The organism is Actinophytocola sp., from assembly GCF_009379765.1.
Lineage (GTDB): Bacteria > Actinomycetota > Actinomycetes > Mycobacteriales > Pseudonocardiaceae > Actinophytocola.
In genome coordinates this window covers 33,406-50,659 of sequence record NZ_WHTD01000045.1, presented here as the reverse complement: position 1 = coordinate 50,659, position 17,254 = coordinate 33,406, and the positions used below count along the sequence as shown (strand labels likewise).

Here is a 17,254-nt window from a genome sequence, read left to right as displayed (position 1 = left end):
AGGAGAACGCCGGCTGACGGTGGCCGCCGACGAGACCCCGCGCGGTGTCGCCGCGGCCGCCCTCGTGCGGGACGCGGCGGCGGCCGCCGGCCTCGAGGCGCGACCCGCCCCCAACCCGCCACCGGGCCCGACCGCCGGCCGGGCACCCGGCACCGCCGACCCGACACCGAGCGCCACCGGCACAGCCGCGGCCAACGGAGCCCGCGAGCCGGATGTGGCCGTGGACGCCGGCGCGCTGGTGGTTGTGTCCGGGTGGTCCGCCGCCGACGCCACCCTGTCAGAGGTCGCCGCGGGTCGACTCCCCGCCGGCGGCGCCTACCTCGCGCCGTGGCTGGTCACCGGGTCGCTGCCGCTCATCGCCGCGAGCACACACGTCACCCGGCGGTTCGCCCCGGCCGACCCGCTGCCCGGCCGCTACCGGTCCGCGCTGCGCGACGACTACCCCGGCATGCCGCCGTCCCCGGCCGGGTTCGGGGCCTGGCTCGCCGGCCGGACCGTCACCGAGCGCCTGCCGCACCCGCGCGTCGTGGCGGCGACGGCCGGCGCCGACACCTGGTCACCGACCTAGCTCGCGAGTCCCCCACCCGGGACCCGCGAGTCCCCACCGGCAGGGGACTCGCGGGTCGCGAACGGGGGACTCGCGAGGTAGTGCGGTCAGCCGAAGGCGTGGGTGCGCCAGTCGGGCACCTGCTCGGCGGTGAGCGCGACCGGCAGGATCGCCGTCCGGTCCACCGCGCCGGTCAGCCGCTGGCCGCCACCCTGGTCCGCGCCGAAACGCAGCTCCCTGTTGGCGCAGCCGTTGATCCCGTCGTCCGGAACCGTGGCCGTCGCCGCCTGCTGGCCGTCGAGGTACACGGTCAGCTCACCCGCGTCGGTCATCGTCACCACGACGTCGACCCAGCGCCCGGTCGGCACCACCGCGGACGTGGTGGTCCCGGTGCCCGACCCGATGAACCGCACCTGGTTCGACGGCGTCAGGTCGATCAGCACGCCGTCCGTGCCCGGGTCGCCGCTCGGCTGCCAGTCGAACAGCCGCCGGAAGCCCGAACCCGACACCTTCACCTCGGTCGCGAACGTCGCCTGCCTGAGGAACCCGAGCATCGTCGGCGCGGTGCGCAGGTAGGACTGGCCGTCGAGCACCACGCCCGACCCGGTCGGTGCCGTGTCGTCGTAGGTCGCGGTGCCCTCGACGGTCGCGTCCCGGTTCGCCGCCGACACGTCGTCCACAGTGGACCCGGCGGTCGGGTCCCAGGCCACCAGCGGGCCGGCCGGCGGGAGCGCGCACGGCGGTGCCGGCTCGATCGACACCCCGGAGGACCCGGTGTGCCGCCAGCCGTCCCCGGTGAGCACCGCCCGGATCGGCTCGAACTCCGCCTGCCCGCTGACCGCCGTCACCGAGAACGTGTACGTCGCCGACCGGCCACTCCGCAGCTGCGGCACCTGCCGCGTGGCCGGCGTGGCCGTCCACCCCTCGGGCAGCGCCAACGCCAGCTCACCGGCGGGGAGCGTGCGGCCCAGCGCCGACACGGTGACGGCCACGTCGAACGGGGTCGACGCCACGACCTGTTCCGGCGCCTCGACCTGGACCGCCGCGAGCGCCCTGACCACGTACGTGCGGCCACGCTTCGCGTCGATCGTGATGTTCGCGCCCGACTTCGTCACGTGCACCGGCTTCCCGCGCGAGTCGACCACCTCGTACCGGCCGGCGAACAGGTCGGACGACACGGTCAGCGGCCCGGACCTCCCTGCCTCCAGCTCGATCCGGGTCGGCGTGCCGCCGGTCCAGTCCACGTCCACGGTCACGTCGCCGCGGGCCCGCAGCCCCTCGACCGAGCCGTCGGCCCAGAGGTCCGGCAGCGCCGGCAGCACGTCGACCACCCCGGACTGGCTCTGCACCAGCATCTCCGCGACCCCGGCGGCGGCGCCGAAGTTGCCGTCGATCTGGAACGGCGGGTGGGTGTCCCACAGGTTGTCGAGCGTGCTGGACTTCAGCAGCTCGGACAGCATCAGGTGGGAGTGGTTCCCGTCCAGCAGCCGAGCCCAGAAGTTGATCTTCCAGGCCTTGCTCCAGCCGGTGCCGCCGTCCCCGCGTGCCTCGAGCGACGTGCGGGCCGCGGCCATCAGCTCCGGGTCGTCCTGCGGGGTGATCTGCCGGCCGGGGTGCAGGGCGAACAGGTGCGACACGTGCCGGTGGGTGTTGTTCGGGTCGTCCCAGTCCTCCTTCCACTCCTGCAGCTGGCCCCACGACCCGACCCGGATACCCGGGTCCAGCCTGTCCAAGGTGGACTGCGCCTGCGCGGCGAACTCCTGGTCGCCGAGCTTCTTCGCCGACGCCACCGTGTTGGTCAGCAGGTCCCACACGATCTCCTGGGACATCGACGCGCCCACCGAGAACGGCCCGTTCTCCGGCGAGTAGCTCGGCGTCACGACGAGCTTGCCGTCGCGGGGGTCGACCACCAGCTCGTCCATCCAGAACTCGGTGAGCGAGCGCATCAGCGGGTAGGCCCGCTCGCGCAGGAACATCTCGTCCCGGGTGAACAGGTAGTGCTCGTAGTAGTGCTGGGCGAGCCACGCGCCGGCCTCGGGGAACCAGAAGGACTGCGCGTAGTTGTGCAGGCCGGTGAAGCCGTACGGGTTGGTCTCGTTGTTCACCACCCAGCCGCGGTTGCCGTAGATCTCCTGGGCGGTCACCTCGCCCGGCGCCACCATCGAGTCCACGTAGTCGAACAGCGGCGCGGTGGTCTCCGACAGGTTCGTCGTCTCGGCCGGCCAGTAGTTCATCTGCAGGTTGATGTTCACGTGGTAGTCCGCGTCCCACGGCGGGCTGGTCGAGTTGTTCCACACGCCCTGCAGGTTGGCCGGCAGCGAGCCCGGCCGGGACGACGCGACCAGCAGGTAGCGGCCGTACTGGAAGTACAGCGCCTCCAGCGCCTTGCGCTGCGCGGCCGGGGTGGCCGGGTCGCGGTAGGCACGCAGGAGGTCGTCGGTCGGGATGTCCGGCATCTCCTGGCCGATGTCCAGGCGCACCCGGTCGAACAGCTCCTGGTAGTCCTCGAGGTGCGCGGCGCGCAGCCGGCCGAAGCCCTTGTGCGCGGCCCGGTCCACCCGCTGGGTGACCACGCCGTGCGGGTCGCGCCCGGTGCGGTAGGTCGGGTACACGTTGGAGTAGTCGGTGGCCGCGGCGATCACCAGGGTCACCGCGTTCGCGCCGCTCACCGTCACCGAGCCGTCCGCGTTGTCCGTGCGCGTGCCGCCCTCGTTGAGCACCCGGATCTGGGACTCGTAGCGCAGCCCGTTGTCGTTGAGCGCGCCCGCGAACGTGATCCGCCCGTCGCGGGCGGTCACGGTCTTCGACCGGTTGTCCGGCGCGGTGACCGCGGTGGTGAAGCCGACCTTCCCGCGCTGGTCGGCGGACATCCGGGCGACGATCACGTCGTCGGCCGCCGAGGCGAGGTACTCGCGGGAGTACCGCACCCCGCCGGAGGTGTAGCCGACGCCCGCGGTGGCCTCGGCGATGTCGAGGTCGCGCCGGTAGCCGGTGACGTCGGCCGGCTCCTCGGGCTGGGTGAGCCGGATGTCGCCGAAGATCTGGTACGAGCCGAAGCCGGTCTTGGGCTGGCCGAGCTGCTGGGCGACCCAGTTCGGGTCGGCCTCGCCCTCGGTCGCGATCCGCTCCTGCACCGCCTCGATGGCCCCCGGCCGCGGCGCGCGCCAGTTGCCGAAGTCGTAGCCGGGCGAGCCGGGGCCGCCCGACCACAGGGTCTTCTCGTTGAACTGCAACAACTCGGTCCGCACGCCGCCGAACACGCTCGCGCCCATGGCGCCGTTGCCGATCGGCAGCGACTCGGACTCCCAGTTGGTCGCCGGCTCGTCGTACCACAGGGTGAGGTCGGCGTCGCGGCTCGCATGACCGCCGCCGTGCCCGCCGGAGCCGGTCGCGGCCGCGCCGGTGCCCACCAGTGCGGTGCCGGCGAACGCGGTGGCCGCCACCACCGTGGTCACCAGCACTCGGGTCGTTCTCTCGCGTAAGGGTCTGTTCGCCATCACGACTCCTCTGTCATGAGCGCAGGCCTGAACAGGCATCGGAAAGGGTTTCCGTGCCGGATAAGGGATCTTCAGGAAATCAGGTCAGTCGTACAACACGGCTTTGATGTCGGCGGCGTCCACATTGGTCTTGTCGTACCACTTGAAACCGGTGTCGACGGTCTTCGGCTGGTCCTCGCCGTTGATCGCCTTCATCGCGGCGACCACGAGCTCCCGGCCCATGTCGACCGGGTCCTGGGTGACCGCGCCGGCCATCGCGCCGTCCCGGATCGCGTCGACCTGGGCCTTGCCGGAGTCGAAGCCGACCAGCTGCAGGCCGGTCTTGCCGCTCTCCTCGACACCCTTGATGACGCCGATCGCGGAGCCCTCGTTGGACGCGTAGATGCCCTTGAGGTCCGGGTTCGCCGAGATGATCGACTTGGTGATGTTGGCCGACTCCAGCTGGTCGCCGCCGCCGTACTGCGGCTCGAGCACGGTGATGTCCGGCGCGTTCTGCTCCATCCACGCCATGAAGCCGTCCCGGCGGTCGGTGCCGGACTTGGAGGTCTGGTCGTGCACGACCATGGCCACCTTGCCCTTGTTGCCCACCAGCTCGGCCATGTGCTTGGCGGCCTCGGCCGCGGCGGCCTTGTTGTCCGTGCTCACCGTCGTCACCGGCACGTCGCTGTCCACCCCGGAGTCGAACGCGATCACCGGGATGTTCTGCGACTTCGCCTGCTGCAGCAGCGGTTCCGCCGCCTGGCTGTCCAGCGCGGCGAACCCGATGGCCTGGGGCGACTTGGCGATGTCGTTGGTGAGCATGTTGATCTGCTCCTCGACATCCTGCTCGGTCGGCGGGCCGACGAAGGTGACCCGCGCGCCCTGCTTCGCGGCCTCCTCCTCGGCACCCTTCTTCACCGCCTGCCAGAACTGGTGCTGGAAGCCCTTGGAGACGATCGCGATGTAGGGCTTGTCGCCACCACCGCCACCGTCGCCGGTGCCACCCTCCTCGCCGCACGCGGTGAGGGAGAGGGTCAGGGCGGCACCGAGGAGAACCGCACCGGCCTTGAGCATCTTCATTGATCAGGCCTCTTTCTTCCGGAGAATGTCGGTGTAGACGGCCACGAGGATCACGCAGCCGAGGATGACGTTCTGCCACTCCTGTGGGATGGACATGATCTGCAGGCCGTTGTTCAGCGTGGAGATGATCAGCGCGCCGATGAGCGTGCCGACGATGGATCCCTTGCCCCCGGACAACGACGTGCCGCCGATGACCACCGCGGCGATCGCCTGCAGCTCGTAGCCCATGCCGGTGGCCGGCTGGGCGGACCCGAGCCGCGCGGAGATCATGATGCCCGCGAGGCCGATGAACAGGCCCGCGAGCGCGTAGATCGCGATCTTCCACTTCCGCACGTCGATGCCCGACAGCGCGGTGGCCTCCTCGTTGCTGCCGATCGAGTAGGTGTAGCGGCCGAGCACGGTCTTGGTCAGCAGCACGCCCGCGATGACCGCCACGACGATCAGCACGAGCACCGCGTTCGGGAACTCGACGCCGGGGATGATGTTGCCGGTGGAGATCTTGGTGTAGGACGGGTCATCGCTGAAGTAGATCGGCGCGCTGTTGGACAGCACCAGCGCGAGCCCCTCCGCCACCAGCATCATCGCGAGCGTGGCGATGAACGGCGGAATCTTGAGGATGGCGATGTTGATGCCGTTGACGAGCCCCATCAGCCCGCCGAACAGGACCGTCGCGACGAGCCCGACCACCAGCGGCAGGTCCATGTTCACGATGAACACGCCGGACATCACCGCGCACAGCGCCATGCCGGTGCCGATCGACAGGTCGATGCCGCCGGTGATGATCACGAACGTGGTGCCGATCGCCAGCGTGCCGATCACCACCGTCGAGAACAGGATCGCGGTGAAGTTGCCGTAGGTGAAGAAGAACGGGCTCGCGAACGAGAAGAACGCGTAGATCACGATGAGGCTCGCGAACGCGAGCAACCGCTGCAGCGTGCCCGCCTCCCCGGACTTAACCCTTGTGGTCACCGTGGGTTGGTCCGGTCCAGTTCCGGACGTACCGGTGGCTGGGTTGCGTCCCGTTCCCCTTGGGTGCGGTTGGCGGGCACCCGGTTCGTGCATGGGTGTCATGTGTCTCCCTCCCCCTCGGCAGCGCCGGTTTCCACCGGGTCGAGGCCCAGCTCGACGGCGTCCTCGACGTTCTCGTCCGGCCGGAGCGTGGCGTAGTGCATGATGCTCTCCTGCGTCGCCTCGGCCGCGGTGAGGATCCGGGTCACCCGGCCCTCGCTCATCACCACCACCCGGTGCGACATGCGCAGCACCTCGGGCAGCTCCGAGGAGATCATGATGATGGACTTTCCTTGCCCGGCAAGCTCGTTGAGCAGCTGGTAGATCTCTTCCTTCGCGCCGACGTCGATGCCGCGGGTCGGCTCGTCGAAGATCAGGATGTCGCAGTCGCGCACCAGCCACTTGGCGATGACGACCTTCTGCTGGTTGCCGCCGGAGAGGAACTTGGTCGTCTGGTCCACCGACGGCGTCTTGATCTTCAGCGCGCCGACGTACTCGCCCGCCCTGGTCCGCGCGGCCCGGTCGTTGATGAACCCGGCGGTGGCGAACTTGTCCCGCAGCGCGCCGAGCGTGACGTTGGCCTTGACGTCCTTGTCGAGCAGCAGCCCGTAGCGTTTGCGGTCCTCGGACAGGTAGCCGATGCCGTACCGGACCGCGTCGGCCGGGTGCCCGATGCGGACCGGCCTGCCGCGCAGGAAGATCGTGCCGCGGTCGGTCGGGTCGGCGCCGACGATCGCGCGGGCGGTCTCGGTGCGGCCGGCACCCATCAGCCCGGCGAAGCCGAGGATCTCGCCCTCGCGCAGGTCGAACGAGACGTCCTTGAGGAGCGCCTTGGTCGACAGGCCGGCCACCTCGAGGACGGTCTCGCGGTCGTCCCGGACGTCGTGCGGGCCGGCGCCGTCGGCGATCGTGCGGCCGACCATCATCGAGATGATCTCCCGGGTGGTGCTGCTCGCGACCTCGACGGTGTCCACGTACTCGCCGTCCCGGATGACGGTGACCCGGTCGGCGATCCGCCTGATCTCCTCCATGCGGTGGGAGATGTAGATGACCCCGGTCTCCGGCCTCACGAAACGTCGGATCAATTCGTGGAGCGTCGCCACCTCGGCGTCGTTCAGCGCCGCGGTCGGCTCGTCCATGATCAGCACCTTGGGATCGTGCGACAGCGCCTTGGCGATCTCGACCATCTGCTGGTTGGCGACGGTCAGGTTGCCGACGATCGCGTCGGGGTCGAGCGGCAGGTGCAGCCGCTCGATGAGCTCGCGCGCGTCGCGGGCGAGCCTGCGCTCGTCGAGCAGGACCCGCATGCGGCGCGGCTCGCGACCGATGAAGACGTTCTGCGCCACGGTGAGGTGCGGCACCAGGTTGAACTCCTGATGGATGATGCTGATGCCGAGCTCCATCGCGTGCTTGGGCCCGGCGATCTCCACCGTCTCGCCGCCCAGCAGGAAGAACCCGGTGTCGGCGGGGTAGATGCCGGAGAGCAGCTTCATCAGCGTGGACTTGCCGGCGCCGTTCTCCCCGACCAGCGCGAGCACCTCGCCCGCGCGCAGCTCCAGGTGCATGTCGGACAGGGCCCGCACGCCGGGGAAGGTCTTGTCGACGCCCGCCACCTCGAGGAGGGGCACCGTGGCGACCTGGGGTTCGACGGTCAACACCTCGCCCCCTTCCCGCTTCGGCGGTACAGCTCAGCCATGGGTGTACTCCACAATGGACGCATCGAGCAGCTGTGCGCCCGCGCCGGGCGCCTTGGGAGCACGGTAGCGCCCACCGGTCACCTCGACCGGGGTGACGACGTGCTCGTGCAGGTGGTCCACGAACTCGATCATGCGGCCTTCCGCGCTGCCGGACACCGCGAGGTAGTCGAACATCGCCAGGTGCTGGACTGTCTCGCAGAGCCCGACGCCGCCGGCGTGCGGGCACACCGGAACCCCGTACCTGGCCGCCAGCAACAGGATCGCGATGTTCTCGTTGACACCGGCCACCCGGGTCGCGTCGAGCTGGAGGATCTGGAGCGCGCCCGCCTGGAGGAACTGCTTGAACATCACCCGGTTCGCCATGTGCTCGCCGGTGGCCACCGGGATCGGCGCGACCCCGCGGGCGATCGCCGCGTGGCCGAGCACGTCGTCGGGGTTGGTCGGCTCCTCGACCCACGCGACGTCGAACGGCTGGAGTGCCGTGACCCACTCGGCGGCCTCGGCGACCTCGCACCGCTGGTTGGCGTCGACGGCGATCCGGATGCCGGGCCCGCAGACGTCGCGCGCGATGCCCAGTCGTCGGATGTCCTCGGTGAGGTTGGCGCCGACCTTGAGCTTGATCTGGGTGAACCCGTCGGTGACGGCCTCGCGGCAGAGGCGGGCGAGCTTGGCGTCGTCGTAGCCGAGCCGGCCGGGGGTGGTGGTGTGGGCGCGCAGTTGCGAGTCGTGGACCAGCTCGCGCCAGAAACCGCCGAGGTCGTCGAGCACCTCGTCGAGGTCGCGGTCCTCCAGGTAGGGCGCGAGCGCTCGGATGGCGGCGACCTGGACCTCGTTGCCGCGGCCGATGGTGAACACGAAGCCGTGGCCGTCGGGCCCGCCGGCGGCGTCCGTGCAGATGCGCACGTAGGCGGCCGAGTAGTCGGGGTCGGGGTTCATGGCGTCCGACCCGTCCAGTGACAGCGACGTGGGGAACCGCACGTCACTCGTGTCCAACGCAACGATGCGAGCCACGAACGCTCCTGCTCCTGGGCGTGATCTCCCCCGGAGGTTAGACATCGGATGTATTCGGCGTCAAGGCTCTTGTCTACACCGCCGACTCCACCACCGACCACACATTGAAACCTCGGATCTCTGCCGGGCATATCGTTGGACGGTCAGCCGTGCCGTGGTTGGGAGGAGATCCACAGATGGAGTACGTGCGCCTTGGCGGTTCCGGGCTCGAGGTGTCGAGGGTGGTGCTGGGCTGCATGAGCTTCGGCGACCCCGCCCGCGGCAACCATGTGTGGACGCTGGGCCTCGACGAGGCGCGACCGCTCGTCAAGCAGGCGCTCGACGCCGGGATCACCACCTTCGACACCGCCAACGTGTACTCCGACGGGTCCAGCGAGGAGATCACCGGCCAGGCGCTCGACGAGCTGGTCAAGCGGGACGAGGTCGTCATCGCCACCAAGGTCCACGGGCGGATGGGGCCGGGACCCAAGGGCTCGGGCCTGTCCCGCGCGGCGATCATGACCCAGGTCGAGGAGAGCCTGCGCCGGCTCGGCACCGACTACATCGACCTCTACCAGATCCACCGCTACGACCCGCGGGTCCCGATCGAGGAGACCATGGAGGCGCTGCACGATCTCGTGCGTGCCGGCAAGGTGCGCTACCTCGGCGCCTCGTCGATGTGGACCTGGCAGTTCGCGCAGGCGCAGTACGTCGCCGACCTGAACGGCTGGACCCGGTTCGTCGCGATGCAGGACCAGTACAACCTGATCATGCGCGAGGAGGAGCGGGAGATGCTCCCCTTCTGTCTCGACCAGGGTGTCGGCACCCTGCCCTGGAGCCCGCTGGCCCGAGGCCGGCTCACCCGCGACTGGGACGACACGACCACGCGCGCCGAGAACGACGACTTCGGCAGCTCCCTCTACCGCCAGGCACAGGACGCGGACCGCCGGGTCGTGGACGCGGTGAAGGCCGTCGCCGAGGCCCGCGGCACGGCGCGGGCCCAGGTCGCCCTCGCCTGGCTGCTCCACCAGCCGGCCGTCAGCGCCCCCATCGTCGGCGTGACGAAGGACCACCACCTCGCCGACGCCGTGGCCGCGGTGAACCTCCACCTGTCCGCCGACGAGCTGGCCCAGCTGGAGGAGCACTATCTCCCGCACACCCCCGAGGGGTTCTGACCGCAACCACCCGGGATTCTCCGCACACGACCTGGCTAGTCGCCGCAAAGTCTTGGAGCAATTGTCAATTCTGAGCAGCGCCGCGCTGATTCGCCCGATCCGGCAATGGGTCGCGTCATTACCTGCCGGGCGTGACGAGCCGATCGGCCTTGACAATCTCGACGAGCTCCGGGATGCCGTCAAGCTGTTCCGGCGCTGGGATGCGTCCGGTGTCGGAGGTCTGAAACGCAAGGCTGTGGTCGGCCAGCTCAACGCTGTGGCGGAAAGCGTGCACGAAACCAGGGACGCCGTGACCAGAGCCAAGCTGCTGCCGATCATGGCCGAACTGTCGCAACTGGCCGGGTGGATGGCTTACGACCACGGCTTAGCCGGTGCCGCCCAGCGCTACTACATGATGGCGTTACATGCCTGCCGCGAAGCCGGGCCAGCAGCGCTGGCGCTCGGCGTCAAGGTCATCGGTGACATGACCCAACTGTCCACGGCGCTCGGCAGCTACGACGACAGCCTGAACCTGGCGCAGGCCGGCCTGTACGCCTTGCACCGGTCGGAGAGCCGGTTGGTCCGGTCAGAACTACTCGGGCTCGAATCACGTGCATACGCGCAGCTCGGTAGCCGGGAAGCGCCCGACGCGGCCCGCTCGGCTGAAGCCTGCGTCGAGGTCTGGTACGAAGCCGCCGACGACGGACCAGCACCCGACTGGCCGCACTACATGAACCAAGCCGAGGTTGACTGCTTGGCCGCCAACACCTACACCCAGCTCGCACTGCAGACGGAAGATCAAGCCCGCTGGCGGGCCTACGCCGGCCGCGCCGAGTACCACACCTTGCAAGCCCGCCAGGCCAGGGCCAACGGCTACGACCGCAGCCGCATCCTCGATGAGATCCGCTTGGCCAAAGTGCGGCTGAGCCAGCGCGAACCGGCGGAATCGGTGGAGGTGGCGACCGCTGCGCTCAGCCTGGCCGGAGCTGTCCGGTCATCCGTCGTCTACGACTGGCTGATTCGCTTCCACGCTGAGCTGGTCACCCGGCACGCGGGCGAAGCGTCGGTAACTAACGTCACCGACCAACTCCGCGACTACCTCCGCCAAGCCGCTCCCATACGAGAGGGTGACGTGATTGCCGCCGAAGGTTGAGTACGCCTCGATAGACGGCGAGCAGGCCGCACAGCACAGGGACGAGTTGACCGAGCTGTACACGGAGGTATACGCCGAGCCCCCGTACGAGTGGGGTCAGGAGCACGCCGAGCTGTTCGCTGAACGCTTCGACGGCCAGCGACGGCAAGACGGCTTCACTCTGGTTGAGGCTTGCGACCAGGGCCAATTGGTCGGCATGGGTTTCGGTGTCACCCTGCTGCCGAATACGCCCTGGTGGCAGAACCTCACCACGCCGGTGAGCAAGACGATCACGGAGGAGCACTCGAATCGCACGTTTGCCCTGGTAGAGCTACTGGTACGCGCTCCCTGGCGACGCCAGCACGTGGCCGAGACGATGCATGATCTCCTGCTTACTGACCGCGTCGAGGAACGGGCCACGCTGACAGTGCTGCCAGCCGCCGAGGCAGCGCAGGCCGCCTACCGCAAGTGGGGCTGGCACAGAGCGGCCCAGAAGCGCAATCCGCTGCCGGGTTCGCCGGCGTTTGATGTGATGGTGAGGAAACTGGGGTAATGGCTTAACAGCGACGACGAACTAACCTGCTGGCGGCCACCCGCGCCGCGGGTCGCCGACCACCGTGTGTCGGCCCGGAAGGGCGTGTCTGCGGAGATCATCCGCGAGACGCTCTACCGGCTCCTCCACCTCCAGGAGCCCGAGCTCCAGGCGACGTGGCGCCGGGTCGACCATCCCCGCCTAGTGCAGGACGAGCCCTGGGCCTCCCTGCGCTGACCGGCTGACCGGTGGTCCCGGTCAGCCCCAGGCGAGGCTGCGCTCCCACGTCTGGAGGTAGACCTCGGCGCCGCGGGCCATGTCGTTCGTGATCTCCGTGGCGTCGGGACCCGCGGCGATCCGCAGGTCGGCCAGCCAGTCCGGGAGCAGGCCGTAGTGCGCCATGCCGTCGACGTTCAGGTCGTACACCCGCTCTCCGGTCCGCTGGTGGTCCACTGTGGACCCGCCGTCGAAGGTGGGGAACGGGTACTCCAGCGGGTGGGCCGCCGCGTCCGCGCGGGGCGGCGGCTGGTGGCCGAAGCCACCCGTGTCGAAGCCCGCGCCGGTGCCGAACTCGTAGTCGGGGTCGGCCGCGGCCTTGACAGTGTGCCAGTCCTCGACGAACTGCTGCGTGCCCGAACCGTACGGGCCGGCGACGCCACCCAGCGACAGGATCCGCGGGTAGTAGCTCGGGTCCAGCCACGAGTGGCTCGACACCACGCCCGGGTAGTCGTTGGCCTCCAGCAGGTCCAGCGCCTGGTCCATCGACCGCACGCCCATGTGGTCGACGTCGATCATGATGCCGCGCGACATCATGCCTTCCATCGCGTACCGGCCCAGGTCGGTCAGCCCGTTGATGTTGCAGTGCGGCGCGCTCGGGTACACCGGCAGCGTGACCCCCGGCGGCAGCAGCCCCGACAGCGGCCCGGCCAAGATGTCGCTCTCGACCGAGATCGTGTTGTCGTGCGCGGGACCCGTGCACGTCTCCGCCTGCCAGAACCGGCCGGTCGAGTAGAAGTTGGCCGCGTTGACGACCACGCCCACGGTGCCGCCGTCGAACCTGACGCCGCACAGCGCGTTGTCGAACTTGTGGCACACGAACATCCGCCGCACACCCAGGTCGTACAGCTCGTCCAGGCCGGCGTCGATGTCCGCCTGGTCGCACTGCGGCACGCCGTTCCTGATCCCGCAGCCGAACGGCTGGGACACCTCGACCCCCAGCACGACCGCGAGCTTGCCCTGCTCGATCACCGACCGCGCCTGCGCCGGGTCGCGCACGATCCGGAACCACCCCTGCCCGGCCCCGCCGTTCCGCGCGTCGATGAAGTCCTGCAGCTCGTAGATCCGCTGCGCCTGCAGCCGGATCGACGCCATGTCCTCGCACGGGTTGTGCTTCAGCGGGTAGATCTCGCACAGCGCCGCGTTGTTCACGAACAGGTTGGTGTAGACGCGAAGCCCACCACGCCAGGCCCGCTCCAGCCACTTGTAGTACGACGCCTGGTGGGTCCACGAGTTGTGCTTGGGCCAGTCCGTGAACGTCGGCCAGCCGGTCGTGTCGTGAGTGAACGTCGGGTAGCCGCCGCCGGCCAGGTTCTCCCACCACGCGCCCAGGCCGTTCGGCTCGTGGTCCGGGCAGTCGACGAGTGCCGCGGTGATCCCGTACGGGCTCCACGGGTCGCCGCAGATGATGTCGCCGCCGATGAACTCGAACGAGGTCAGGTGGTTGTGCAGGTCGACGACCCCGCGCACCTCACCGTCCGGGGTGGTGCCGGTGAACGGCGAGCCCTCGACGTCGACCTCGGCCTCCGGCGCGGTGGCACAGCCCGTGGTCTCCACGAACGTGAAGCTGGTGCCGGTGGCGCGCAGCGCCAGGGTGGAGAAGATCGGGTCGGCGGCGAGCTGGCGGTTCGCGGCCGGGGAGGTGATCGTGACGGTCTCGCCGGAGGCGGTCAGCCGCCACTCGGTCCGCGGCCCGGCCGCGGCCGCCTTCAGCACCCCGAGCACACCCAGCCCGGTGCCGAGGAAGTCCTTGGCGGTGCCGTAGAACAGGTAGCTCGCCTGCGCGGTCTCCTGCAGGCGGAACGGCTGCGACGGCGCGTCACCGGTGGCCTGGTAGCCACCCAGGGCGTTGCGCACCACGTACTTGCCGGACGGCGCCTTCAGCGCGACGCAGCCGCCGTCGAGGTCGTTCACGTCGGGCGCGGCCGCGGCGGGCGACGAGCCCGGCAGGGCCACGACCCCCGCCACCAGAGCGGCCGCGACCAACCCGACAACCCGCCTTCGGTGCGCCATTGCTACTCCCCGGTAAGGTGACTGGTCCTCACCTTGGCGGGGCGTGTGGCGCTCGTCAATCCGCCGATCAGCGGGCAGTGCCGGCGAGAACCTCCCGGCCGTCGGCGAAGTCGTCCGGGCCGAGCCCGGTCAGCCGGCGCCGGACCGAGCGCAGGAACTCCTCCTGGGCGGCCGGCTCGAGCCGGGCCAGGCGGCGGGCGGCGACGCCGAGGCTGGTGTGGTGGGCGACGAACTCCTCGCGGTTCTGCGGGAGCGACCACGGCACCGGGCCGACATCGACGGCGGTGAAGCCGGCCGCCGACAGCACGGCCGCCAGCTTCTCCGCGCTGTTGAGCACGACGTGCCGGCTGACCAGCGGGTCGTCCTGCGGCGCCCCGTGCCGGTCGAGCTCCTCGCGCCAGATCTCGACGGCGCGCACCGGCCGCTCCTGCCCCCACACCGCGATCCCGGCCACGCCGCCCGGCCGCAGCACCCGGCGCGTCTCCCGCAGACCCGCCGCCGGGTCGGGCAGGTGGAACAGAATGAACGCGAGGACCATGACGTCGAAGACCCCGTCGGCGAACGGCAGCCGGGCCGCGTCGACCACCACGCGGGGGAAGCCCGCGGGCGACCGGCGCAACATGCCTGCGGCCCGGTCGGCCCCGACGACAACCGCGTCCGGCGCGGCGGCCCGCAGGTCGGCCAGCAGCGTGCCGACGCCTGTGCCGAGGTCGAGCACCCGGCGGGCGCCGGCCAGCGGCAGCCGGTCCAGCAGCCGCAGGCTCACCGGGTTGAGCACGCCGGCCCACCCGCGCTCGTACGCCTCGGCCGACGCCGAGTAATGGTCCGCGAGCGCGCGGGTGGCGTCGGTCACGAGCGCTCGATCAGCCGGCCCACCATGTCCGGGCCCGGGTGCGCGGTGCCCGAGCCGTCGCGGCGCGGGTCGGGCTCGGGCAGCTCGACGGCCGAGCCCGTGCGCGACACGCCCGCCGGCCGCGGACCCACCCACCCGAGCACCAACCGGCTCTCCCCCTTGAGGAAGCGCTGGGTGCGCACGCCGCCGGTGGCCCGGCCCTTGGCCGGGTATCTCGCGAACGGTGTGACCTTGACGCTCTGCCCGCTGGCCGTGACGACCATCGGCTCGCCGTGCTCGTTGTCGTCGGTGCGCAGTGCGGCGAAGAACACGACCTCCGCGCCGGCGACCAGGTTGATGCCGGCCATGCCGCCGCCCTTGAGGCCCTGCGGCCGCACCACCGACAAACCGAAGCGCAGCAGCGCCGAGTCCGACGACAGGAACACGCACGTCTCCGTGCCGTCGCTGAGCCACGTGGCGCCGATGACCTCGTCGCCGTCCTTGAGGCCGATGACCTCGAACTCGTCGGACCGCACCGGCCAGTCCGGCGCGCACACCTTCACCTGGCCCTGCCGGGTGCCGAGCGCGAGGCCCGGCGAGCCCTCGGCCCGCTCGCCGAGCGGCACGATGCCGACGACCTTCTCGCCCTTCTCCAGCGGCACGAGCTCGCTGGTCGCCATGCCGCCGCCCAGCGACACGGTGCCCGCGTGCTCGGGCAGGACCGGCAGCGGCAGCACGTCGGTCTTGAACGCCCGGCCGCGGCTGGTGACCACCAGGACCTGCCCGCGCGCGGTGGAGTGCACGAGCGCGGCCACCGCGTCGTGTTTCGCGCGGCCGCTGCGCCTTCTGGCCTCGGTGGCCTCCTCGGACTCCGCCGCCGTGCGTGCCACCAGGCCGGTGGCGGACAGGATGACCTGGCACGGGTCGTCCGCGACCTCCAGCGGGCCGGCCGGCTTGGACGCGGCCAGCACCTCCTTGAGGTCGCCGTCGATGAGCGCGGTACGCCGCTCGCCGGCGAGGTCCTTGGCGATCTTGGCCAGCTCCGTGGAGACGACCTTCTTGAGCACCGACTCGTCGTCGAGGATCTTGGACAGCTCGGCGATCTCGGCACGCAGCCGGTCCTGCTCGTTCTCCAGCTCCAGCTTGTCGTACTTGGTGAGCCTCCGAAGTGGAGTGTCCAAGATGTAGGTCGCCTGGGTCTCGGAGAGCTTGAACCGCTTCATGAGGCCCTCCTTGGCCTCGGCAGCGTTCTCGCTGGCCCGGATGAGCCGGATGACCTTGTCGATGTCGAGCAGCGCGATGAGCAGGCCCTCGACGAGGTGCAGCCGCTCCTCGCGCTTGCGGCGGCGGAACTTGGTGCGCCGGGTGACGACCTCGTAGCGGTGCCGCAGGAAGACCTCGAGCAGTGCCTTGAGGCCCAGCGTCCGCGGCTGGCCGTCGACGAGGACGAGGTTGTTGATGCCGAACGACTGCTCCATCGGCGTGAGCCGGTAGAGGTCGGAGAGCAGCGCCTGCGGGTTGACCCCGACCTTGCACTCGATGACGAGGCGGGTGCCGTTCTCGCCGTCGGTGAGGTCCTTGACGTCGGCGATGCCGGTGAGCCGCTTGGACTTGGTGACCTCGTCGGTGATCTTCTCGATGATCTTCTCGGGGCCGACCGCGTACGGCAGCTCGACGACCGTGATGGCCTGCCGGCCGCGGCTGCCCTCCAGCGGGCCGGTCTCGACCTTGGCCCGCATGCGGACGACGCCGCGGCCGGTCTCGTAGGCGCGGCGGACCTCGTCGAGGCCGAGCAGCATGCCACCGGTGGGCAGGTCGGGGCCGGGGACGAACTCCATGAGCTTGTCGAGCGTGGCGGTGGGGTGGTTGATGAGCCACCGCGTCGCACCGATGATCTCGCCCAGGTTGTGCGGGATCATGTTGGTGGCCATGCCGACCGCGATGCCGGACGTGCCGTTGACGAGCAGGTTGGGGAAGGCCGCCGGCAGCACGGTGGGTTCTTCGAGCGACCCGTCGTAGTTGGGCCGGTAGTCGACGGTGTCCTCGCCCAGCTCCCCGACGAGCAGCATCGCCTCCGGCGACAGGCGCGACTCGGTGTATCTGCTCGCGGCCGGTCCATCGTCCGGGGAACCAAAATTTCCGTGCCCGTCGATGAGGGGCGCGTTCATCGAGAAGTCCTGGGCCAGGCGGACCATCGCGTCGTAGATGGCCATGTCGCCGTGCGGGTGGTAGCGGCCCATCACGTCGCCGACCACGCGGCTGGACTTCACGTACGCGTGCGTGGGCCGGTAACCGTTCTCGCTCATGGAGAACAGGATTCGGCGGTGCACCGGCTTGAGGCCGTCGCGGGCGTCGGGCAGGGCCCGGGAGTGGATGACCGAGTACGCGTACTCGAGGTAGGAGTCCTCGATCTCGGTCTTCAACGGGTTGTCGAAGACCTGCGCGCCCGCCCGGTCGAACGCGGACGGGTCGACCCGGGTCGTGCGGGCCTTGCGGCGTGCCATTGCTTTCCTATCC

The 17,254-nt window shown here is 70.2% G+C and carries 12 protein-coding genes and 1 pseudogene; 5 read left to right on the top strand and 8 right to left on the bottom strand.

The window, feature by feature from the left end:
- Positions 1-568: pseudogene (locus GEV28_RS15995) on the top strand (hypothetical protein); the annotation flags it as partial.
- Positions 569-654: 86 nt separating this feature from the next.
- On the opposite strand, the gene GEV28_RS15990 reads toward GEV28_RS15995, so the two are convergent.
- From GEV28_RS15990 to GEV28_RS15970, 5 genes are all read right to left on the bottom strand, one after another.
- Positions 655-4,044: a glycoside hydrolase N-terminal domain-containing protein gene (locus GEV28_RS15990; protein WP_291412864.1), complete on the bottom strand. Its 3,390-nt coding sequence runs from the start codon at positions 4,042-4,044 to the stop codon at positions 655-657.
- An 84-nt stretch (positions 4,045-4,128) separates the two neighbouring features.
- Positions 4,129-5,103: an ABC transporter substrate-binding protein gene (locus tag GEV28_RS15985; RefSeq protein ID WP_291412863.1), complete on the bottom strand. Its 975-nt coding sequence runs from the start codon at positions 5,101-5,103 to the stop codon at positions 4,129-4,131.
- Between the two features lie 3 nt (positions 5,104-5,106).
- A complete protein-coding gene (locus GEV28_RS15980) occupies positions 5,107-6,072 on the bottom strand; it encodes an ABC transporter permease (protein ID WP_291412862.1) in 966 nt (321 codons plus the stop codon).
- Positions 6,073-6,170: 98 nt separating this feature from the next.
- Positions 6,171-7,766 (bottom strand): sugar ABC transporter ATP-binding protein, encoded by a 1,596-nt coding sequence (locus GEV28_RS15975; RefSeq protein ID WP_291412861.1) that lies wholly within the window; start codon positions 7,764-7,766, stop codon positions 6,171-6,173.
- Between the two features lie 33 nt (positions 7,767-7,799).
- A complete protein-coding gene (locus GEV28_RS15970) occupies positions 7,800-8,819 on the bottom strand; it encodes an enolase C-terminal domain-like protein (protein ID WP_291412860.1) in 1,020 nt (339 codons plus the stop codon).
- A gap of 176 nt (positions 8,820-8,995) precedes the next feature.
- Between GEV28_RS15970 and GEV28_RS15965 the strand changes: the two genes are divergently transcribed.
- The 4 genes from GEV28_RS15965 (at position 8,996) to GEV28_RS15950 (ending at position 11,853) form a co-directional block, all read left to right on the top strand.
- Entirely contained in the window at positions 8,996-9,973 is a 978-nt protein-coding gene (locus GEV28_RS15965; protein ID WP_291412859.1) for an aldo/keto reductase, read from the top strand.
- A 61-nt stretch (positions 9,974-10,034) separates the two neighbouring features.
- Positions 10,035-11,105 (top strand): XRE family transcriptional regulator, encoded by a 1,071-nt coding sequence (locus GEV28_RS15960; protein ID WP_291412858.1) that lies wholly within the window; start codon positions 10,035-10,037, stop codon positions 11,103-11,105.
- Positions 11,089-11,637: a GNAT family N-acetyltransferase gene (locus GEV28_RS15955; protein WP_291412857.1), complete on the top strand. Its 549-nt coding sequence runs from the start codon at positions 11,089-11,091 to the stop codon at positions 11,635-11,637. The genes GEV28_RS15960 and GEV28_RS15955 overlap by 17 nt, the downstream gene beginning before the upstream one ends.
- A gap of 84 nt (positions 11,638-11,721) precedes the next feature.
- Positions 11,722-11,853 carry a hypothetical protein gene (locus GEV28_RS15950; protein WP_291412856.1) on the top strand — a complete coding sequence of 44 codons (132 nt, stop codon included), beginning with the start codon at positions 11,722-11,724 and terminating at the stop codon, positions 11,851-11,853.
- Between the two features lie 21 nt (positions 11,854-11,874).
- Here the strand turns inward: GEV28_RS15950 and GEV28_RS15945 are convergent, their stop codons facing one another.
- The 3 genes from GEV28_RS15945 to GEV28_RS15935 form a co-directional block, all read right to left on the bottom strand.
- Complete coding sequence (locus GEV28_RS15945) at positions 11,875-13,905, bottom strand: hypothetical protein (RefSeq protein WP_291412855.1); 2,031 nt, start codon at positions 13,903-13,905, stop codon at positions 11,875-11,877.
- 67 nt (positions 13,906-13,972) lie between these two features.
- Entirely contained in the window at positions 13,973-14,758 is a 786-nt protein-coding gene (locus tag GEV28_RS15940; RefSeq protein ID WP_291412854.1) for a class I SAM-dependent methyltransferase, read from the bottom strand.
- On the bottom strand, positions 14,755-17,241 hold the full coding sequence (locus tag GEV28_RS15935; RefSeq protein WP_291412853.1) for a DNA topoisomerase IV subunit A: 2,487 nt from the start codon (positions 17,239-17,241) through the stop codon (positions 14,755-14,757). The genes GEV28_RS15940 and GEV28_RS15935 overlap by 4 nt, the downstream gene beginning before the upstream one ends.
- Between the last annotated feature and the right edge of the window lie 13 nt (positions 17,242-17,254).

Excerpts from the sequence above, each read along its gene's own strand:
- GEV28_RS15935 (WP_291412853.1), bottom strand. The coding sequence starts at position 17,241 with ATGGCACGCCGCAAGGCCCGCACGACCCGGGTCGACCCGTCCGCGTTC.
- GEV28_RS15965 (WP_291412859.1), top strand. The coding sequence starts at position 8,996 with ATGGAGTACGTGCGCCTTGGCGGTTCCGGGCTCGAGGTGTCGAGGGTG.
- GEV28_RS15990 (WP_291412864.1), bottom strand. The coding sequence starts at position 4,044 with ATGGCGAACAGACCCTTACGCGAGAGAACGACCCGAGTGCTGGTGACC.
- GEV28_RS15985 (WP_291412863.1), bottom strand. The coding sequence starts at position 5,103 with ATGAAGATGCTCAAGGCCGGTGCGGTTCTCCTCGGTGCCGCCCTGACC.
- GEV28_RS15945 (WP_291412855.1), bottom strand. The coding sequence starts at position 13,905 with ATGGCGCACCGAAGGCGGGTTGTCGGGTTGGTCGCGGCCGCTCTGGTG.